Source organism: Frigoribacterium sp. 9N (genome assembly GCF_902506305.1).
Classification (GTDB): domain Bacteria; phylum Actinomycetota; class Actinomycetes; order Actinomycetales; family Microbacteriaceae; genus Frigoribacterium.
Genome location: NZ_LR733399.1, coordinates 1 through 17,656, shown reverse-complemented (window position 1 = coordinate 17,656; position 17,656 = coordinate 1). Strand labels below are relative to the sequence as shown.

The window sequence follows — 17,656 nt, the reverse complement described above, 5'->3', positions numbered from 1 at the left end:
GGCGGGTGCCGGGCGGGCAGGCAGGCGCGGGCGGGCGGGCAAGCTCGCGCGGGCAGGCGCAGGCGGGCAGGCACGGGCGGCGTCCCGGGTCGGCGACCCGCGCCTCCTCGTCCCCTGGTCAGGCGGGAGTCGACACCGAAGAACGCGGCGCGGCACCGGTCCGCGTCGCGAGGACGTCGCGGACGGTCGTCCAGCGTGCGGGACCGTAGCGGTCTCCGTCGACGTGCCGCAGCTGTGCGTCGCCGCTGAACATGTTGACGAAGTACTGCATGCCCTGCCAGGCGGGGAAGGTGTCGTCGCCCTTCGACGTACGACGCATGACGGCCGCCATCGCCGACAGGGTGCCGGTCGTGCCGGCCCACTGCGGCTTGAAGGACGTGCCGGTGAGCTCGCTCATCGTGCGGGCGACCTGGCGTGCCGTGACCCGGTCGCCGGCGACCTCCACGACGCGCGGCGCCTCGGGGTCGAGCGCGACCCGGGCGACGACGTGGGCGACGTCGTCCTTGGTCGTGAAGTCGAGCACCTGGTCGGCTGACGACCAGAACAGCACCCGCTTGCGGTCGAAGAGGACCAGGGGCGCGTCCCCGGTCAGCAGGTCGGTGAACATGCCGTTCAGCACCGACGTCGCCCGGATCGGGGCCGCGTCGACGTCGGCCGCGAACTCGCGACGCAGTTCGAAGTTGCGGTTGCTGCCCGGCGGGATGCTGCGGTAGTCGGCCGAGTAGTCCGAGGGCATGAACCGCGGGACACCGGCCGCGACGGCGGCCTTGAGGAGGGCGCGCTGCGCGTCGACGATCACGGGGCGGGTGCCGCTGACGGCGGACACGACGACGTCGGCGCCGCGGGCGGCGTCGGTCAGGGCGGGCACGTCCGTGTAGGAGGCGCGGGTCACCTCGACCCGGTCGTCGTCAGCGAACAGCGTGGTCGCGCCGGTGCTGCCGGGGCGGGTCAGGACGCGCAGGCGCACGTCGTCCGTGGCGTCGCGGAGCAGCTCGCGGGCGATGCGCTGGCCGAGGTCGCCGGTCGCGCCGGCGAGGAGGACGGTGGTGGTCATGGGGGAGTGGCTCGTTCCGTCGGAGGGTCAGAGGCCAGTCTGCGCGCTCGACGGCGGTGCGGTGCGGTGCCGTGCGGCTGGCGGGGTCGGGTGCTGCGGATCGCCGGGCACCGGGATGTGGGCACGACGCCGGGATGTGGGCACGACGCCAGGACAGGGGCTGGCGCTGTGCTCACATCCTGGCGTGGTGCGTGGTGCGCAGAGGGAGGGGTCCTGGGGGCGCGACCCGCGCCTCCTGCGGCCCGACGGTGCCGGTCGTGCGCACCCTCATCACCCGGAGGGGAGCACGATGGCGGGGACCCGTGGCACCCGTGCACGGGCGAACGGAGAGAGCCGCATGAGCACCACCGACCCCGACGACTTCGTCACCCGCGCCGCACGACGGGCCCGTGAACTCATCGACACCTCCGACGTCGTGCCGCCCGTGGCACGCGGTGCCCTGCACGACCTCGCGGGCCGGGCCGAGACCGTGGTGCGCGACGTCACCGACCGGGCCGGGTCGTCGGCCCACGACCTGGTCGACCGCGCCGAGGTGATCGCCGACCGGGCCGAGAAGACCGTGCGCGACGTCGCCGAGACCGTCACGATCGCCGCGATGGAGGCCACCGACCAGGCCCACCAGCGCTACCGCCGCCGGGCCCGCGTCACCAACGCCGTCGGCGCCACCGTCATCACCGGGCTCGTGGTCGCACTGGTGGCGAGCAGGCGTCGGGGATAGCAGGCGTCGGCACCGGCGCCGCCGCCGAGCGGCCAGCCCGCCGGCACCGCTGGCCGGCCGTCCCGCCGTCCCGCCGTCCCGCTGTCTCGCCACCCCGCACCCCGCCACGAAGTGAACACCCCGCCACGCAAAAAGATGGCGGGGTGTTCACTTCGTGGCGGGAAGCCCCGGAGCGGCACGGAACGGCGCTCGGCGCGCTGCGTCCGGCGTCTGGCGTCCGGCGTCTAGCGCCCGGCCCCCGACGGCCGCCCCCGACGCCGGGCGGCCAGGAGCGTCACGCGGTGTCCCGCGTCACCCAGGCCGCTCAGGCGGCGAGCAGCGCCTCGCTCGTGACGACGGTCGCGAAGCTGCCGTCGAGGGCGGCCATGAAGGCGGCGTGCACGTCGCGGCCGGCGACGGTCGTCCCTGCGTGCACGAGGTCGGGGGCCGCGCAGGCGTCGGTGACGACGGTGCAGGTGAAACCGAGATCGTGCGCGGCCCGCGTGGTCGAGTCGACGCACATGCTGCTCATCATCCCGACGATCACGAGTTCGGTCACGTCGCGCTCGCGGAGGCTGACCTCGAGTCCTGTGCCCACGAAGCTGTTGGGCACGTGTTTCTCGACGACCAGCTCGCCGTCGCGGGGTTCGACGGCCGGGTGGAACGCGAGGCCGTCGGTCCCGGGGCGGAAGAACGTCGCGCCCTCGCCGGTCGAGACGTGGAAGACGTGGACGACGGGCTCACCGGACGCCCGGAACGCCTCGAGCACGTCACCGGAGGCAGCGGCCGCCGCCTCGGGCTCGACGAGCGGGAACGCGCCCCCGGGGAAGTAGTCCAGCTGGATGTCGACGATGAGCAGGGCGCGGGTCATCGGGCCAGCATGCCAGGCCGCGGGGCTCAGGGACGCGCCGGCACCGACGTCGGCACGAGCGTCGTCGCGACCACGGTCACGTCGTCGCTGCGGTCGCGCTCGAGGGCGAGCCGCTCGATGACCTCGACGATGCGCGCCGGCTCGGGCGTCGCGGCGAGCAGTCGCTCGAGGTCGTGCAGCGCCTCGAGTTCGACGGGGAACAGGTCGAGCACGCCGTCGCTGACACAGACGAACACGTCGCCGTCGTCGAGCTGTGAGCGGTGCCGGTGCCAACCGGTGCCCACCCCGATGGGCAGGTCGGCCGAGTTCAGGCGGTCGACGGCCCCCGAGGCCCGACGGATGAAGGCCAGGCCGTGCCCCGCGTCGGCCCAGAGCACGCCGCCGTCGGCGTCGATGCGCGCATGGAACGACGTCGTGAACTGCGTCTCGGTGTCGTACGCGCTCGTCGTCAACCCCACGGAGGCGCGGTGGAAGGCCTCGGCCGGGTCACCGTCGTCGACGCTGCTGCGGATCACCGAGCGCACCGCCGCCGCGATCATGCCCGCGCCGACGCCCTTGCCCATGACGTCGCCGACGGTCACGGCGATGCCGGTCGAGGTCGGGTACCAGTCGAAGAAGTCGCCGCCGACCTCGCGGGCCGGCACGCAGGCCCCGAACACCGCGAAGGCGTCGGGCAGGGTCGAGGCGTCCGGCGGCAGCAGCGACTGCTGCACCACGGCGGCCCGGTTGAGCTCGCGCTCGAGGGCGTGCTGCTGGGCCCGCGCCCGCTCGAGTCGGGCCTTCGCCTGCCGGGCGAGTTCGTTGACCGCCGCGGCGACGGTCGCGTAGACGACCAGGGCGAACGCCAGCCGGATCAACTCGCTCGGGCCCCGACCGTCCGCGGTGAACAGGTACGGCAGCAGCAGGGTGACGGACGTTCCGACCAGGGGCAGCAGGACGTTCCGCCGACCGGGCCAGGACGCGACCCAGACGACCGCGAGCAGCACGATCGGCAGGAAGACCGATCGCTGGTCACCCGTGCCGTACCGCAGCAGCCCCACGGCGACGAAGTCGGCCGCGGGCACCAGCAGCTCCCACCGCCGGAGCCGGGTGTGGCGGGCCATCGTGGCGGCGAACGCCAGGGCCGCGACGGCGACCGCCACGCCGAGCCACATCGTGACCGCGTCGGTGACGATCAGCCAGGGCAGGGTGGCGCTGAGCACCGCGGCCAGCGCGATCAGCAGGGCGATGAACGACTGCCGGAACAGCGGCACCTTCTCGACGGGCACGCGTCGCAGGGCCGTGTTGAGTGCCCGTCCGATCGCGTCGGCGCCCTCCGTCACGCGTCCCATGCCGGTCCCCTCGCCCCTGGATCGCCCGTCGACCACAGGTGTCGTCTTGTCTCGTCTTCTGACGACGCTACAGGGTGCGGCCGACGGGCCGCGGACCCGGGGAGGCGCGGTGTGGGCGGAACCGGCACCGTGCCTCCTGGGGGCGAGGCGTCGTCCACAGGCGACGCCTGTCTCACTCGGTCCGGTCGGACCCCTGGGCATCCTGGGCGGAGGAGGAGGAGGAGGAGGCGGCGGCGGTGGTGGCCGTGGCCTCCGGCTCGCGGGCTGGGGCCGCCGCCTCGGGGGCCGCGGCCTCCGGCACCGACGCGACCCGCGCCTCCTGGGCGTGGGCGCCGAAGCGCAGCACGTCGGCGCCGTACGACGCGAACAGCCGGGCGAGGTCGTCGACCCGTGCCCGGGACAGCTTCTTCGTCGGACGCGAGGTCAGTTCGCGGACGACGCCCGCCAGCTGGGACCGGTGCGACACGATCGCCGTGGCCGCGCCTCCGTCGGTGGCGTCGCGCTCGGTCGCGAAGACCGTCGCGTCGCGGTGCGAGTAGAAGACGCAGGTGTCGAACCAGAGCCGGACGCCGGTCTCGGCCTGCACCCGGTCGGACAGCCGCTGCGCCTGGCGCCGCACCTGCGACGCGGGGGCCTCGCGGCCGAGGTGGGTGCGCACGGTCAGCACGGTGGGCGAGTCCTTGACGACCTGCAGCGCGAACGGCGGCGTCATGGTGCTCTCGTCGAACAGGCCCGCGAAGGCCGGGAACACGCTGCTCGGGGTCAGGCCGTCGAAGACGATGCCGTTCCAGCCCTTGTTCTCGATCACCATCACGCCGGTCTCGGCGAGCAGGACGTGGTCGACCTGCGCGACGAACCGCGAGGAGGCGCCGGTCGCCACGGGAACGAAGACCACGTTGGTCAGCAACACCGCGTCCACGCCCAGCTGGCGGCAGGCGTCGGCGATGTCGTCGCGCGAGGTGGCCTCCCACTTGAGGCCGGACGCCACGAGGTCGCGGGCCTGCTTCGCCTCGGTGAGGGCGGCCTGACGCTCGGCGCCCAGGGCGTCGCGCTCGCGGGCGTGGTCGGCGGCGGCCTGGGCGAGGGCGTCGTCGTGGGCCGCGGCGAGGGCCTCGTGCTGCTCGCGGGCGGCCCGGGCCTGCTCGTCCGCGGCCGCCTTCGCGGCGGCCAGGGCCCGCTTCGCCCGCGCCCGCAGCACGACGGCGACGACGATCAGGGCGACGAGCAGAACGGCGGCGATGATCCACGGGACGAGGCTCTGGTCGAACGGCATGCCTCCAGCAGAACACGGGGTGCGGGCGGCGCGAGGGTGCCTCGCCGGGTCCCGCCCGGTCGGGGGGTCAGGCGGGCAGGGCCCCGAGCAGCAGCCCGCCGGCCGCCGCCACCGCGACGACGGCCCACGGCGGGGTCCGCCACGCCACCAGCAGCACGAAGCAGACGAGCGCCAGGCAGAACGGCGCCACCCCGGTGATCGCGGTCGTGACGACGGGGTCGTAGAGGGCGGCGACCAGCAGGCCCACGACCGCCGCGTTGGCCCCGCGCATCAGGGCCCGGACCGGTGCCCGGCTCCCCAGGGCGTTCCAGAACGGCAGCACCCCGACGAGCAGGAGGAACCCGGGCGCGAAGATCGCGACGGTCGCGAGCGCGGCCCCGAGCGCGCCTCCCGGCCCGATGCCGGCCACGGTGCCGAGGTAGGTCGCGAAGGTGAACAGCGGGCCCGGGACGGCCTGGACGGCCGCATAACCCGTCAAGAAGGTGTCGTCGTCGACGAAACCCGGCTCGACCAGGCCGGCGTGCAACAACGGCAGGACGACGTGCCCACCGCCGAAGACCAGGGCGCCGGCCCGGTAGAAGACGTCGACGAGCGCGATCGACCCCGACCCCGTCGCGGCGGCGACGGCGGGAAGGCCGACCAGAAGGGAGGCGAAGGCCACGAGGCAGACGACGCCCGCGGCCCGCGAGACGGGGAACCGGAGGGGCTCGGGATGGACGGCGGGCACCGCCGCTCCGGCCGTCGGGTCGGACCCCCGACAGAAGGCGAGCCCGGCCAGCACCCCCAGCGCGATCGCCGAGAGCTGCCCGGCCGGACCGGCCAGCGCCAGCGCGAGGACGGCCGCGGCCACCGCGATGCTCGCCCGCGTCGGGTCCGGTGCCAGCGCGCGGGACATGCCGATCACGGCATGGGCGACGATCGCGACCGCGCCGATCCCCAGCCCCGTGACGATCGCCGAGCCCACCGGACCCTCGAAGAGGCCGACGCCGGTGGCGATGACGAACATGACGAGTGCCGACGGCAGGGTGAAGGCCACGAAGGCGACGAGCGCTCCGACGGGCCCCGCCCGGAGCAGGCCGAGCCCGAACCCGACCTGGCTCGACGCCGGGCCCGGCAGGAACTGCGCGATCGCGACGAGGTCGCCGTACGCGGTGTCGCCGAGCCAGCGTCGTCTGCTCACGGCCTCGGCCCGGAAGTACCCGAGGTGCGCGACCGGTCCGCCGAACGACGTGACCCCGAGTACCGAGAACGCCGCCAGCACCTCACGCACCCGGGCCGCGCCGCGGCTCGACGGCTTCTCGGGTCGGGCCGTCGGATCGGGTGCGCGCTCGGTCACGAGGTCATCGTGGCAGGTGACCGCCCCGCGCGGTACCGCGGCCACGAGGCCACTCGCCAGGAGGCGCGGGTCGTCACCCCGGGAGGCCGCGACCCCGCCAGGTCCCCAGCTCGGCGACCTCCCGCCAGCCGAGGCTCTCGTAGAGGCGGCGACCGTCGACGCTCGCGAAGAGCAGACCCGTCGTCGCTCCCCGGGCGGCGGCCCCGTGCTCGAGGCCGGCCATGACGCGGCTGCCCAGCCCGCGCCTCCGGAAGTCGGGTTCGGTCGCGATGCGGTCGAAGACGACGTCCTCGCCGACGACCGCCGCCTGGCCGCGGGCGGCGACGACGCCGTCGACCTCGACCCGGACGTGCACGACCCGACCGTCGCCGTCGCCGTCGACGATCACGCCCGCGGGCAGCGGCCGCGCCGACACCTGGCTCGTCATCATCCGCTCGGCGTGCGTCACGGCGTCGAGCCGGGCCAGGGTCGCGCGGGCGACGTCGTCGAGGGGGCCGATCACCGACAGCCAGACGTCGGGCGCGGTCGTCTCGTCGACGAGGCGGGTGAGCTCGTCCGGGGTCGGCCGGCCCACGATCCGTTCGACGGCGCGGGTCGCGGCGGCGACGTCGACCCGCCAGGCGTGACCGTCGCGGTGACGGGCGGCGCCACGCGAGAGCGCCCAGCCCTCGACCCACCGGTCGACGAGCGGGATGAGGCCGTCGGTCGTCTCGATCACCCCTCGAGCGTAGGCCGGGTCGGCGGCCACGAGGGGCGGCGAGAGGGCGGCGGGCACGTGGCACGTGGCGCGTGACGGGGGTGGTGGGTAGCGTCGTCGCCACGAACCACCCACGCACCACCAGAGGAGCACCTCATGACCTCGACCGGCACCGACCAGCCGCGCCCCCTCCCCGACGACGTCCGGCCGCCCGCCGTGGGCGCCCCGCTCGACGAGTTGTACCGGCATCTCCACCGACACCCCGAGTTGTCGTTCCACGAGGACGCGACGGCCGCGATCGTCGCGGCCGAGCTCACCGCCCTCGGCTTCGAGGTGCACACCGGCGTCGGGGGCACGGGTGTGGTCGGCGTGTTGCGCCGCGGGGACGGCCCGACCGTGCTGCTGCGCGCCGACATGGACGGACTGCCCGTCGCCGAGGCCACCGGCCTGGACTACGCCAGCACGGCCCGAGGCACCGACCCCGACGGGCGCGACGTGCCGGTGATGCACGCCTGCGGTCACGACGTGCACGTGACCTGCCTCGTCGGTGCCGCACGCCGACTGGCGACCGGCGACACCTGGTCGGGCACCCTCGAGGTGCTCTTCCAGCCCGCCGAAGAGCTCGGTGCCGGCGCCCGCGCGCTCGTCGCCGACGGGCTGCTCGACCGCGTCCCCACCCCCGACGTCGTCCTCGGCCAGCACGTCGCGCCGTTCCCGGCCGGTCTCGTCGCCCTGCAGTCCGGCCCCGCCTTCGCCGCGCAGGACGGCATCCGCATCACGTTCCACGGTCGCGGCGGGCACGGGTCGCGCCCCGAGACGACCGTCGACCCCATCGTGCTGGCGGCCGCGACCGTCCTCCGGTTGCAGACCGTCGTGTCGCGTGAGACGTCGGCGGCCGAGCGGCTGGTCGTCACCGTCGGGTCGATCCACGCGGGCACCAAGAACAACGTGATCCCCGACACCGCCGAGATCCTGATCAGCATGCGGTCGTTCGACGAGCACGTCCGAGAGCGGGCGCTCGCCGCCGTCACGCGAATCGCCGAGGGCGAGGCCGCGGCGGCCGGCGCACCGCAGCCGCCCACCGTCGAGCACTACGAGAGCTTTCCGGCCGTCGTGAACGACCCGTCCGCGGCGGACCGCACCCGCGCCTCCTTGGTGCGTCGTTTCGGCGAGCAGCAGGTCATCGCTCCCGGGCCGGTGACGGGCAGCGAGGACGTCGGCATCCTCGCCACCGCGGCCGGTGCGCCGTGCAGCTTCTGGCTGCTCGGGGGTGCCGACCCCGCGTCGTTCGCCGAGGCGACGTCGGCCGCGGACGTGCCGCGGATCGTGGCTCAGCTGCCGTCGAACCACTCGCCCCTCTATGCGCCGGTCGTCGAGCCGACCCTGACGAACGGCGTGGACGCACTCGTCGCGGCGGCCCACGAGTGGCTGGCGGATCACGGTGCGTCAGGAGGCGCAGGGCACTGAGCGCACGGCCGCGCGCCTCGGTACGTCGTGAGGTCTCGTCGACGAGCTCAGGGCGGCCTCAGGGCGTCGCGTCGTCGTACACGGCGATCAGTCGGTCGAGGAAGCCCTGCACGACCGCCCGCTCGGCCTCGTCCATGCCGTCGACGAGGTGCTCGATGCCGTCGATCATCGGCAGCACCTGCTCGTAGGCCCGGTCGGCCGAGGCTTGCTCGGCCGTGACGATCAGCTTGCGGCCGTCGGAGGGGTGTCGCTCGCGCCGCACGTGACCGGCCGACTCGAGGCGGTTCAACACGAGGGTCATCGCGGCCGTCGACACCTCGACGCGGCGCGCCAGCTCGCTCGGGGTCGCCGGGCCGGTCGTGATCAGGTGGTCCATGGCGTCGAGCCCGGCCCGGTCGACGCCGAGACGCTCGGCCAGGTGCCGCTCGAAGCGCTGCTGCCGGACGGCCACCTGCTGCACGCGGGCACGGATGTCGTCGGCGGGCAGCTCGCGACCGTCACGCCGGGCCCGGGTGCGGTCGTCGCGATCGGGGCGGTCGCGGGGGTCGATGTCGGTCACCACTCAACGATAGCCGTGTAGATTGCCAATATCGTTGATAATCAATCCAGGGAGCAATTAGTGACCATCCCCACCACGCGCACCCGCGTCCTCGTCTCGGGTGCCAGCATCGCGGGGCCTGCCCTCGCCTACTGGCTCGACCGATACGGCTTCGAGACGACGATCGTCGAACGGGCCCCCGAGCTGCGGACCGGCGGGCAGAACGTCGACGTCCGCGGTGCGGGCCGCGAGGTCGTGCGCCGCATGGGCCTCGAGGACGACGTCCGCGCCGCCACCACGGGTGAGGTCGGCACCCGGTTCGTCGGGCCGACGGGCCGCACGGTCGCCGAGTTCCCGGCCGGCACCTCGGACTCCGGAGGCGCGACCGCCGAACTCGAGATCCTGCGGGGGGACCTCGCGCGGCTCCTCGTCGGGCGCACCACGAGCGACGGCCGGGGTCGTGGCACCACGTACCGCTTCGGCGACCGCATCACCGGCATCCGGGAGGACGGCGGGGTCGGGGTCGGCGGCGGGGTGGGGGCCGCCGGCGCCGCCGCTGATGCCGCCACGGGAGGCGACCCGACGACCACCGCGGCCTCCGCGCTCGCCGGCACCGCGCCTCCCGGATCCGGCGCGCGGCGCGTCGTCGTCTCGTTCGAGCACGCTCCCGACGAACGCTTCGACCTCGTGGTCGCCGCCGACGGCATCGGCTCGTCGACGCGGCGCCTGGTGTTCGGCGACGAGCCGACGATCCGGTCGCTGGGGCTCGAGACCTCGTACGCGACGATCCCGCGCACGGCCGCAGACGACGACTGGTGGCGCTGGTACAACGCCGCCGGGGGGCGCTCGATCACCCTGCGGCCCGACCCACACGGGACGATCCGGGCCGCGATGTCGTTCGTCACCGACCGCGCCCGAGAGCGGGGCGGGGCCGAGCGCCGCACCGTCGCGGAGCAGCGGGCCCGACTGCACGAGATCTTCGACGACGCGGGGTGGGAGGCCCGCCGCGTGCTCGACGGCTTCGACCACGCGGACGACCTCTACTTCGAGTCGATCGGGCAGGTGCAGGCGCCGCGCTGGTCGTCGGGCCGGGTCGTTCTGCTCGGCGACGCCGCGTACTGCGCCTCGCCGGTGAGCAGCATGGGCACGAGCCTGTCGCTGGCCGGGGCGTACGTGCTGGCCGGCGAGCTCGCCTCGCACCGACACCACCGCGACGCCTTCGCCGGGTACGAGCGGCTGATGCGGCCCTACGTCGAGCAGGCGCAGCAGCTGCCGCCGGGGGTGCCGCGGGTCGCCAACCCGAGGTCCCGCGCGGGCGTCGTGGTGTTCCACGCCGGGGTGCGGCTCGCGTCGACCCGGGTCGCGGGTCGGCTCGGCGCACGCTTCTCCACCCCGCCGGCCGACGCGCTCGACCTGCCCGACTACGCACACCTCGAGCCCTGACGCCCTGACGCTCCCGTCGAGTGGTCCCGGATCGGCCTCCACCCCGCCGGGAAGGACGATCTGGGACCACTCGACCGAGCAGTCGGGACGAGGAGGCGCGGTGCAGGCGTCCGACGGAGGGCCCGGACACGAGCGGCGCGGCCCGGACGTGCAGGACGGGCGGGCCCGGGGGAGGCGGGCGTCCGGAGACGCCCGCTCGCACCGGACCCGCCCGTCCTGGCAGGAGGTCGGCCGGTCGGCCTAGCGGGCCGAGGCGGTCTCGCCGACGCGCGTGCCGTCGGCGTCCGTCGGAGCATCGGCGGAGCCGTCGCCGGCACCGCCGTCGCGGCCGCCGGCCCGGCGGGCACGGGCCCGCACGAACAGGCTCGACGCGTAGACCAGCACGAGCGAGGCGAGGATCGCGACGATGACGGCGATCTGACCGCCGGCCAGGCTGATCTGGCCGAACAGGATGCCGACGACGCCGTAGTCCGAGTCGGAGAACGTCGAGTTCGACAGTCCGATGTCGCCGAGCACCGGCAGCAGGAACAGCGGCAGGAACGTGATCGCGAGACCGTTGGCGAAGGCACCGAGCACGGCACCGCGTCGACCGCCCGCGGCGTTGCCGATGACGCCCGAGGCGGCTCCGGTCATGAAGTGCGCGACGACGCCGGGGATGACGATGGCGGTGCCGGCGAAGATCATCACCGACATGCCGACGATGCCGCCGACGAAGCTCGCGAGGAACCCGATCAGCACGGCGTTCGGGGCGAACGTGAAGGTGATCGGGACGTCGAGTGCGGGGATCGCGTTCTTGACCAGGCGCTCGCTGATGCCCTTGAACGCGGGCACGATCTCGGCCAGCACGACGCGCACGCCGGCGAGGATCACGAAGACGCCCGCCGAGAAGGTCGCGGCCTGCATGACGACGTAGACGATGTAGTTCTGGCCGTCGCTCAGCTCGGTCTCGACGAAGGCCGACCCGGCGAACAGGGCGACGATCACGTAGATCACGGCCATCGACAGGGCCACGATCACCGTGGTGTCGCGCAGGAACCCGAGCCCCTTCGGGAACGTGATGTCTTCCGTGGACTTCGACCGGGTGCCCTTGCCGCGGGTCAGCGTCGCGACCAGGCCGCTCAGGGCGACGCCGGCACCGCCGGTGTGGCCGAGGGCGACGTCGTTCGAGCCGGTGACCTTGCGCATGAAGGGCTGCACGATCGCCGGCGACAGCGTCGTGACGAGACCCTGCAGCAGCGCACCCCAGAGCACGACGCCCCAGACCGGGAACCCGGCGACGCCGAGGATCACGGCGATCATCGCCGCCATGTAGAAGGCGACGTGGCCCGAGAGGTAGATGTACTTGAAGTGCGTCGTCGCGGCCAGCAGCACGTTGACGATGAACCCGAAGAAGAAGATCAGCGCGGCGGCCGAGCCGTAGTCGAGCAGCACCTGGCCGACGATGGCCTCGTTGTTCGGCACGACGCCCTGGACGTCGAACGCCTCCTGGAACATGGCGCCGAACGGGTCGAGCGAGGCGACGACCACGCCGGCTCCGGCGGCCAGCACCAGGAAGCCGACGAGGGTGCGCACGGTGCCCTTGAGCACGTCGCTGAACGCCTTGCGCTGCAGCAGCAGCCCGACGAGCGAGATCAGCGCGACGATGATCGCGGGCTGGCGGAAGACGTCCAGCAGGACGGAGAGCACGCCCTCCATCAGTTGGCCCCGGCGTCGGGCACGGTCACGCCCTTGCGCACGGCGGTCTCGCGCACCTTGGTGCGCAGCTCGGCCAGGTCGATGATGCTGTCGAGCACCACGACGTCGCCGAGGCCGCCGACGGAGTCGGCCAGGTCGGCGCCGACGAAGATCACGTCGGCGGCACCCGGGCCGACCGAGCCGAGGTCGGCGTGGTCGACGTCGACCCCGGTGATGCCCTGCTCTTTGAGGACCTTCTCGATGTTCATGTGGACCATGAAGCTCGAACCGAGGCCCGAGCTGCAGACGGCGAGGAATTTCATGCGTTCTGTCCGATCTTGGTGAGGACCGCCAGGGTGTCGGCGGGGGTGGAGGAGGCGAGCAGCTCGGCGCGGAGCGTCTCGTCGGAGAGCAGGGTGGCGAGGGCCATCATCGTGTCGAGGTGGCTCTGGGGGTCGGTCGCGGCGAGGCAGAAGAAGAGGTCGATCGGGTGCGCCGCGTCGTCGTTCAGCAGCACGGTCTCGCCGACGCGCAGGCTCGAGAGCCCGGTGCGCTCGACGCCGTTCTCGGGCCGGCTGTGCGCGAGGGCGATGCCGAAGCCCAGGTCGATGTAGGTGCCGCCCGCGGCGATCGAGTCGGTCATGGCCGCGACGTAGTGGCTGCTGATGGCGCCGCTGTCGAGCAGGGGCTGCGCGACGCGTTCGACGGCGTCGCGCCAGCCGTCGACGCGGTCGGCGAAGAGGATGGTCTCGGGGGTGAGGAGGTCGGTCAGCACTGTCGTTCCTGGTGGGGGTCGGTGACGTCGGCGTCGGGACGGGCGTCGGTGGTCATGGGGGTCGGGAGGGGGTTCAGGAGGCGCGGCTCGGCGGACGAGGCGCGGCCGGTCGGTCAGCCGTGCAGGCCGAAGAAGATCTCGCTGTTCTGCGGGGTGAAGTGGCTGGTCCCGTACGCGACGGCCCGCTCGTCGCCGTCGAACACGGTCGACGCGATCTTCAGCAGGGTCGTCCCGAGGGGGACGTCGAGCTCGTCGGCGTGGAGGGTGCTGGCCCCGTCGAGCGAGACGAGCAGGTCCTGTCGGGCGAGCGTGACGCCGTGCTCGCGGTCGAGGTGCCCGTAGAGCGAGCCGTCGGTGAAGTCGACGGTCGCCGTCTCGGGGAAGAGCGCGTACGGCAACCAGGTCACGACGAGGTGGTGCAGCGAGCCGTTGACGAAGCGCAGGCGGGTCAGCTCGACGACCTCGTCGGCCGAGTTGATGTCGAGGTGGCTCGCCACCGTCTCGCCGGCCCGGACGACCTTCTGGTCGAGCACGCGGGTGCTGACCGCGAAGCCCTCGCCCGTCTGCTGCGCGTGGAAGCCCTTGACCTCGTCGGCGAAGCGCTCGCGGTAGTGCAGGCGGTACTGCGGCTCGGTGACGAAGGTGCCCCGGCCGTGCTCGCGCACCAGGTGGCCGTCCGCGATGAGGCCGTCGACCGCGTGCCGCAGCGTGATGCGGCTGACGCCGTACTCGTCGCAGAGGACGGGCTCGGCGGGCAGCTGCGACCCGGGTTCGAGCTTCTGGATGCGGGACAGCAGGTGCTCGCGCACGGCCACGTACTTGCTCGTGCCGCTCGTGGTGCTCATCTGGTGCCTCCGCGCCGTTGCTGAAGTGGGTGGTGCCCGCCCGACGACGTCAGGTCGTCGAGTCGTCAGGTCGTCACGTCGTCATGATGACTTCGACGAGGGTACGTCTCGCCGACCACCGGTGCAAGTCGGCAGTCGTCTTGATTCATCATGACGTCCTGATGACCGACGCTACGGTCGTCGGAGACCCAGCCCGCCCCTCCCCGAACCGGAGCCCCCCACGTGATCCACGACCTCGACGCCGCCGCCGTCACCACCGCCCGCCTGCTCGCCCTCGACGCCGTCGAGCGTGCCGGGTCCGGACACCCGGGGACGGCGGCCGCGCTGGCCCCCGTCGCGCACCTCCTCTTCCAGAAGCACCTGCGGCACGACCCGCAGGCACCCGACTGGGCCGGCCGTGACCGGTTCGTGCTGAGCTGCGGACACGCGAGCGTCCTGCTCTACACGCAGCTGTTCCTCACCGGCTACGACGTGTCGCTCGACGACCTCAAGGCGTTCCGGTCGTTCGGGTCGCGCACCCCCGGCCACCCCGAGCTCGGCCACACCCCCGGCGTCGAGACCACGACCGGGCCGCTCGGGCAGGGCCTCGCCACGGCCGTCGGCATGGCGATGGCGATGCTGCACGAGCGTGCCGTCAACGACCCCGACGCCGCCCCGGGCGAGTCCGTCTTCGACCGCCGCGTCTTCGTGCTCGCGTCCGACGGCGACCTGCAGGAGGGCCTCTCGTACGAGGCCGGTGCGCTCGCCGGACGTCACCGCCTCGGCAACCTGACGGTGGTCTACGACGACAACGACATCCAGATCGAGGGCGACACGAGCCTCACCTCGAGCGAGAACGTCGGCGCCCGGTTCGCCGCGCAGGGCTGGCGCGTCGACCACGTCGGACTCGCCCCGGACGGCGACGTCGACGTCGAGGCCCTCGACGAGGTGCTCTCGACCACCGACCGCCGGGGCGACCGCCCGCACCTCGTCGTGCTCAAGTCGCAGATCGCCTGGCCCGCGCCGAACGCCCGCAACACCTCGGCCTCGCACGGCGCCCCGCTCGGTGCCGACGAGGTCGCCGCGACCCGGGTCGAGCTCGGCGTCGACTCCGAGCCCTTCACCGTGGACGACGCCGTGCTCGCCCACACCCGGTCCGTGCTCGAGCGGGGCCGGGCCGCCCGCGAGGCCTGGCAGGTCGCCGCCGACGCCTGGGAGGCCGCCCACCCCGTGGCCGCCGCCGAGCTGCACCGCTCGCGGTCGCGCACCCTGCCCGCGGACCTCGGGTCGCGCCTCCCCGTCTTCTCTCCCGGCGACACGCTCGCCACGCGCGACGCGTCCGGCACGGTCATCCAGGCGCTCGCCGAGGCGCTGCCCGAGCTGTGGGGCGGCTCGGCCGACCTCGCCGAGCCCAACCGCACGGCGATCGCAGGAGGCGCGTCGTACCTCCCCGAGGAGGCCCCCGGCACGGGCCGCGCCGGTCGCAACGTCCACTGGGGCGTGCGCGAGGGGGCGATGGCCTCGGCCATGAACGGCATCGCGCTGATCGAGGGCTCGCGGTTCTTCGCCGGCACGTTCCTCGTGTTCAGCGACTACCAGCGCCCGGCGATCCGGCTGGCGGCGCTGATGCAGCTGCCGGTCACCTACCTCTGGTCGCACGACTCGGTCGCCCTCGGCGCCGACGGGCCGACCCACCAGCCGATCGAGCACCTGGCGAGCCTGCGCGCGATGCCCGGGTTCTCGGTCGTGCGCCCGGCCGACGGCGCCGAGACCGCCGCCGCCTGGCTGGCGATCCTCGAGAAGGACGGCCCGGCCGGTCTGGTCCTGGCCCGCCAGCCGCTGCCGGTCGCGGCGACGCCCGCCGACGTGGTGCGTGCGGGTGTGCGCCGCGGGGCCTACGTGGTGCAGGACGGCGGTGCTGCGGCTGCGGCTGCGGGCGTCGGCAGGACCGACGGCGGCACGACCGACGCCGGAGCGCCCGACGTGGTCGTCGTCGCCACGGGCAGCGAGGTCGCCCTCGTGCTCGAGGCCGTCGCGCGGATCGACGACCTCGCCGTGCGCGTCGTGTCGATGCCCTGCCGCGAATGGTTCGACGCCGAGCCCGCCGAGTACCGCGAGCAGGTGCTGCCCCGCGCGGTGACGGCCCGGGTCGTGGTCGAGGCGGCCGCGAGCTTCGGCTGGGAGGGCGTCGCCGGCCCCGACGGCGTGGTCGTCGGCATCGACGAGTTCGGCCTGTCGGCCCCCGCCGCCGACGCGCTGCGCGAGCGCGGCATGACGACCGACCGCGTCGTCGCCGCCGTGCGGGCTGCTGCCGCCCGGGCGGCGACCTCCGCCGCTTCCTGACCCGCGCCTCCTCGTCCTGGCCCGCGAGTGGGCAGAAGGTGCTGCTCGGCTCGCGCTGACGAGCATCTTCTGCCCACTCGGCGGAGCGGCAGGGGTCGCTGCCGGGCCCGGGCCCGGGACCGGCCTACGGCTGGCTGGGCGAGGTGACCGTCACGGCTCCGCTGGCGATCTGGTCGCGCAGGGCGTCGAGTTCGTCCGACAGCTCGGGGCTGACCGACGACGCCAGGTCGTGGAACGGCGCGAGGCCGACGCCGCCGTTGTCGAGCGTGCCGACGTAGGGCTCGTTGGTGAAGGAGTCGTCGGTCGACGAGACGGCGATCTGCTGGACGGCCTTCTCGGTGTCCTTGATGACGCTGGTCAGCACGATCGGCCGGTACTCGGCGGGCAGCGTGTCATAGCCGTCGTTGTCGACCCAGATCACGTCGACGCCGCCCGTGGCGAGCGCGGCCGACGCCGCCCCCTCGCCGACCTGCCCGGCCACCGGCATGATCACGTCGGCACCCTGGTCGATCAGCGCCTGGGCGAGCTGCTTGCCCTTGTTGACGTCCTCGAAGTCGCCGGTGAACGAGCCGTCCTGCGCCTCCTTCGTCCACCCGAGCAGCTGCACGGTCGTGCCGTGCGCGGCGTTGTAGGCGTCGACGCCGTCCGCGAAGCCGTCCATGAACAGGGTGACCGGGGGCTGGTTGCCGCCGCCGAAGGTCGCCACCTTGCCCGTCTTGCTCACGCCCGCCGCGAGGTAGCCGGCGAGGTACGAGGCCTGCGCGGTGTCGAACAGGATCGGCTTGACGTTCGGGGCGTCGACGGTCTCGTCGACGATGGCGAAGTCGATGTCGGGGTTGGCCGCCGCCTGCTCCTCGGTGGCGGGGGCGAGCTCGTAGCCGACCGTCAGCACGAAGCCGCAGCCCGAGTCGACGGCCTGCGCGACGTTCGGGGCCAGGTCGTTCTCGGTCGTCGAGACGAGCACGCGGGCCTGGATGCCGTCCTCCTTCTCGGCCTTCTGCAGGCCGGCCCAGCTCGACTGGTTGAACGAGCGGTCGTCGAGCCCGCCCGAGTTCGTCACCATCCGGGCGCAGTCCTCGCCCGCGGCGGAGGTGCTGCCGCCTCCCTCTGCGGGAGCGCTGGCACAGCCGGCGAGCAGGGCGAGACCGGCGAGGCCGCCGGCGACCCCGAGGAGGCGCGGGTGACGGAGGCGGGACGACGGGCGGTCCCCGAGGCGGGCGGGTGCGGGGCGTTCGGCCGGGCGTTCTGCGGGGCGTGCGGACGTGCGTGCGGACGTGGCGGGGCGGACGGACATGAGGCGGGACCTCCGGGAAGGGGTGTGCTGTGGGGGTGC

The 17,656-nt window shown here is 73.8% G+C and carries 16 protein-coding genes; 4 read left to right on the top strand and 12 right to left on the bottom strand.

Annotated features, from left to right (window positions below):
- Window positions 1-118: 118 nt before the first annotated feature.
- Complete coding sequence (locus tag ARTHRO9V_RS15515; RefSeq protein ID WP_159829027.1) at window positions 119-1,054, bottom strand: NmrA family NAD(P)-binding protein; 936 nt, start codon at window positions 1,052-1,054, stop codon at window positions 119-121.
- 337 nt (window positions 1,055-1,391) lie between these two features.
- Between ARTHRO9V_RS15515 and ARTHRO9V_RS15510 the strand changes: the two genes are divergently transcribed.
- A complete protein-coding gene (locus ARTHRO9V_RS15510; RefSeq protein WP_043597691.1) occupies window positions 1,392-1,772 on the top strand; it encodes a hypothetical protein in 381 nt (126 codons plus the stop codon).
- 304 nt (window positions 1,773-2,076) lie between these two features.
- Here ARTHRO9V_RS15510 and ARTHRO9V_RS15505 read toward each other — a convergent pair whose 3' ends face one another.
- The 5 genes from ARTHRO9V_RS15505 to ARTHRO9V_RS15485 all read right to left on the bottom strand — a co-directional run bounded on the left by ARTHRO9V_RS15505 (window position 2,077) and on the right by ARTHRO9V_RS15485 (window position 7,280).
- Entirely contained in the window at window positions 2,077-2,622 is a 546-nt protein-coding gene (locus ARTHRO9V_RS15505; RefSeq protein ID WP_159829025.1) for a cysteine hydrolase family protein, read from the bottom strand.
- Between the two features lie 26 nt (window positions 2,623-2,648).
- Entirely contained in the window at window positions 2,649-3,953 is a 1,305-nt protein-coding gene (locus tag ARTHRO9V_RS15500; protein WP_159829023.1) for a PP2C family protein-serine/threonine phosphatase, read from the bottom strand.
- Between the two features lie 172 nt (window positions 3,954-4,125).
- Window positions 4,126-5,226, bottom strand: coding sequence for a nuclease-related domain-containing protein (locus ARTHRO9V_RS15495; RefSeq protein WP_159829020.1), 1,101 nt, complete (start codon window positions 5,224-5,226; stop codon window positions 4,126-4,128).
- 67 nt (window positions 5,227-5,293) lie between these two features.
- Complete coding sequence (gene chrA / locus ARTHRO9V_RS15490) at window positions 5,294-6,562, bottom strand: chromate efflux transporter (RefSeq protein ID WP_370516214.1); 1,269 nt, start codon at window positions 6,560-6,562, stop codon at window positions 5,294-5,296.
- Window positions 6,563-6,635: 73 nt separating this feature from the next.
- Complete coding sequence (locus tag ARTHRO9V_RS15485; RefSeq protein WP_159829017.1) at window positions 6,636-7,280, bottom strand: GNAT family N-acetyltransferase; 645 nt, start codon at window positions 7,278-7,280, stop codon at window positions 6,636-6,638.
- Window positions 7,281-7,415: 135 nt separating this feature from the next.
- On the opposite strand from ARTHRO9V_RS15485, the gene ARTHRO9V_RS15480 reads away from it, so the two are divergent.
- Window positions 7,416-8,726, top strand: a complete 1,311-nt coding sequence (locus ARTHRO9V_RS15480; protein ID WP_159829014.1) for an amidohydrolase — start codon at window positions 7,416-7,418, stop codon at window positions 8,724-8,726.
- Window positions 8,727-8,784: 58 nt separating this feature from the next.
- On the opposite strand, the gene ARTHRO9V_RS15475 is transcribed toward ARTHRO9V_RS15480, so the two are convergent.
- Window positions 8,785-9,285, bottom strand: a complete 501-nt coding sequence (locus tag ARTHRO9V_RS15475; RefSeq protein ID WP_233568428.1) for a MarR family winged helix-turn-helix transcriptional regulator — start codon at window positions 9,283-9,285, stop codon at window positions 8,785-8,787.
- Window positions 9,286-9,345: 60 nt separating this feature from the next.
- Between ARTHRO9V_RS15475 and ARTHRO9V_RS15470 the strand changes: the two genes are divergently transcribed.
- The gene (locus ARTHRO9V_RS15470) at window positions 9,346-10,707 is read left to right on the top strand and encodes an FAD-dependent monooxygenase (RefSeq protein WP_236557109.1); all 1,362 of its coding nucleotides are present in this window, start codon (window positions 9,346-9,348) and stop codon (window positions 10,705-10,707) included.
- Between the two features lie 240 nt (window positions 10,708-10,947).
- Here the strand turns inward: ARTHRO9V_RS15470 and ARTHRO9V_RS15465 are convergent, their stop codons facing one another.
- The 4 genes from ARTHRO9V_RS15465 to ARTHRO9V_RS15450 all read right to left on the bottom strand — a co-directional run bounded on the left by ARTHRO9V_RS15465 (window position 10,948) and on the right by ARTHRO9V_RS15450 (window position 14,001).
- On the bottom strand, window positions 10,948-12,393 hold the full coding sequence (locus tag ARTHRO9V_RS15465; protein WP_347342489.1) for a PTS ascorbate transporter subunit IIC: 1,446 nt from the start codon (window positions 12,391-12,393) through the stop codon (window positions 10,948-10,950).
- Between the two features lie 8 nt (window positions 12,394-12,401).
- A complete protein-coding gene (locus ARTHRO9V_RS15460; RefSeq protein WP_056044337.1) occupies window positions 12,402-12,704 on the bottom strand; it encodes a PTS sugar transporter subunit IIB in 303 nt (100 codons plus the stop codon).
- Window positions 12,701-13,156, bottom strand: a complete 456-nt coding sequence (locus tag ARTHRO9V_RS15455) for a PTS sugar transporter subunit IIA (protein WP_159829011.1) — start codon at window positions 13,154-13,156, stop codon at window positions 12,701-12,703. The genes ARTHRO9V_RS15460 and ARTHRO9V_RS15455 overlap by 4 nt, the downstream gene beginning before the upstream one ends.
- Before the next feature lie 113 nt (window positions 13,157-13,269).
- A complete protein-coding gene (locus ARTHRO9V_RS15450) occupies window positions 13,270-14,001 on the bottom strand; it encodes a GntR family transcriptional regulator (protein WP_043596597.1) in 732 nt (243 codons plus the stop codon).
- A gap of 222 nt (window positions 14,002-14,223) precedes the next feature.
- Here ARTHRO9V_RS15450 and ARTHRO9V_RS15445 point away from each other — a divergent pair, with 222 nt between their 5' ends.
- The gene (locus ARTHRO9V_RS15445; protein ID WP_159829008.1) at window positions 14,224-16,323 is read left to right on the top strand and encodes a transketolase; all 2,100 of its coding nucleotides are present in this window, start codon (window positions 14,224-14,226) and stop codon (window positions 16,321-16,323) included.
- A 124-nt stretch (window positions 16,324-16,447) separates the two neighbouring features.
- Here the strand turns inward: ARTHRO9V_RS15445 and ARTHRO9V_RS15440 are convergent, their stop codons facing one another.
- On the bottom strand, window positions 16,448-17,617 hold the full coding sequence (locus tag ARTHRO9V_RS15440) for a BMP family protein (protein ID WP_159829005.1): 1,170 nt from the start codon (window positions 17,615-17,617) through the stop codon (window positions 16,448-16,450).
- Window positions 17,618-17,656: the final 39 nt, after the last annotated feature.

Coding starts and splice junctions, on each gene's coding strand:
- ARTHRO9V_RS15500 (WP_159829023.1), bottom strand. CDS start 3,953: ATGGGACGCGTGACGGAGGGCGCCGACGCGATCGGACGGGCACTCAAC.
- ARTHRO9V_RS15440 (WP_159829005.1), bottom strand. CDS start 17,617: ATGTCCGTCCGCCCCGCCACGTCCGCACGCACGTCCGCACGCCCCGCA.
- ARTHRO9V_RS15505 (WP_159829025.1), bottom strand. CDS start 2,622: ATGACCCGCGCCCTGCTCATCGTCGACATCCAGCTGGACTACTTCCCC.
- ARTHRO9V_RS15510 (WP_043597691.1), top strand. CDS start 1,392: ATGAGCACCACCGACCCCGACGACTTCGTCACCCGCGCCGCACGACGG.
- ARTHRO9V_RS15480 (WP_159829014.1), top strand. CDS start 7,416: ATGACCTCGACCGGCACCGACCAGCCGCGCCCCCTCCCCGACGACGTC.
- ARTHRO9V_RS15495 (WP_159829020.1), bottom strand. CDS start 5,226: ATGCCGTTCGACCAGAGCCTCGTCCCGTGGATCATCGCCGCCGTTCTG.
- ARTHRO9V_RS15515 (WP_159829027.1), bottom strand. CDS start 1,054: ATGACCACCACCGTCCTCCTCGCCGGCGCGACCGGCGACCTCGGCCAG.
- ARTHRO9V_RS15450 (WP_043596597.1), bottom strand. CDS start 14,001: ATGAGCACCACGAGCGGCACGAGCAAGTACGTGGCCGTGCGCGAGCAC.
- ARTHRO9V_RS15460 (WP_056044337.1), bottom strand. CDS start 12,704: ATGAAATTCCTCGCCGTCTGCAGCTCGGGCCTCGGTTCGAGCTTCATG.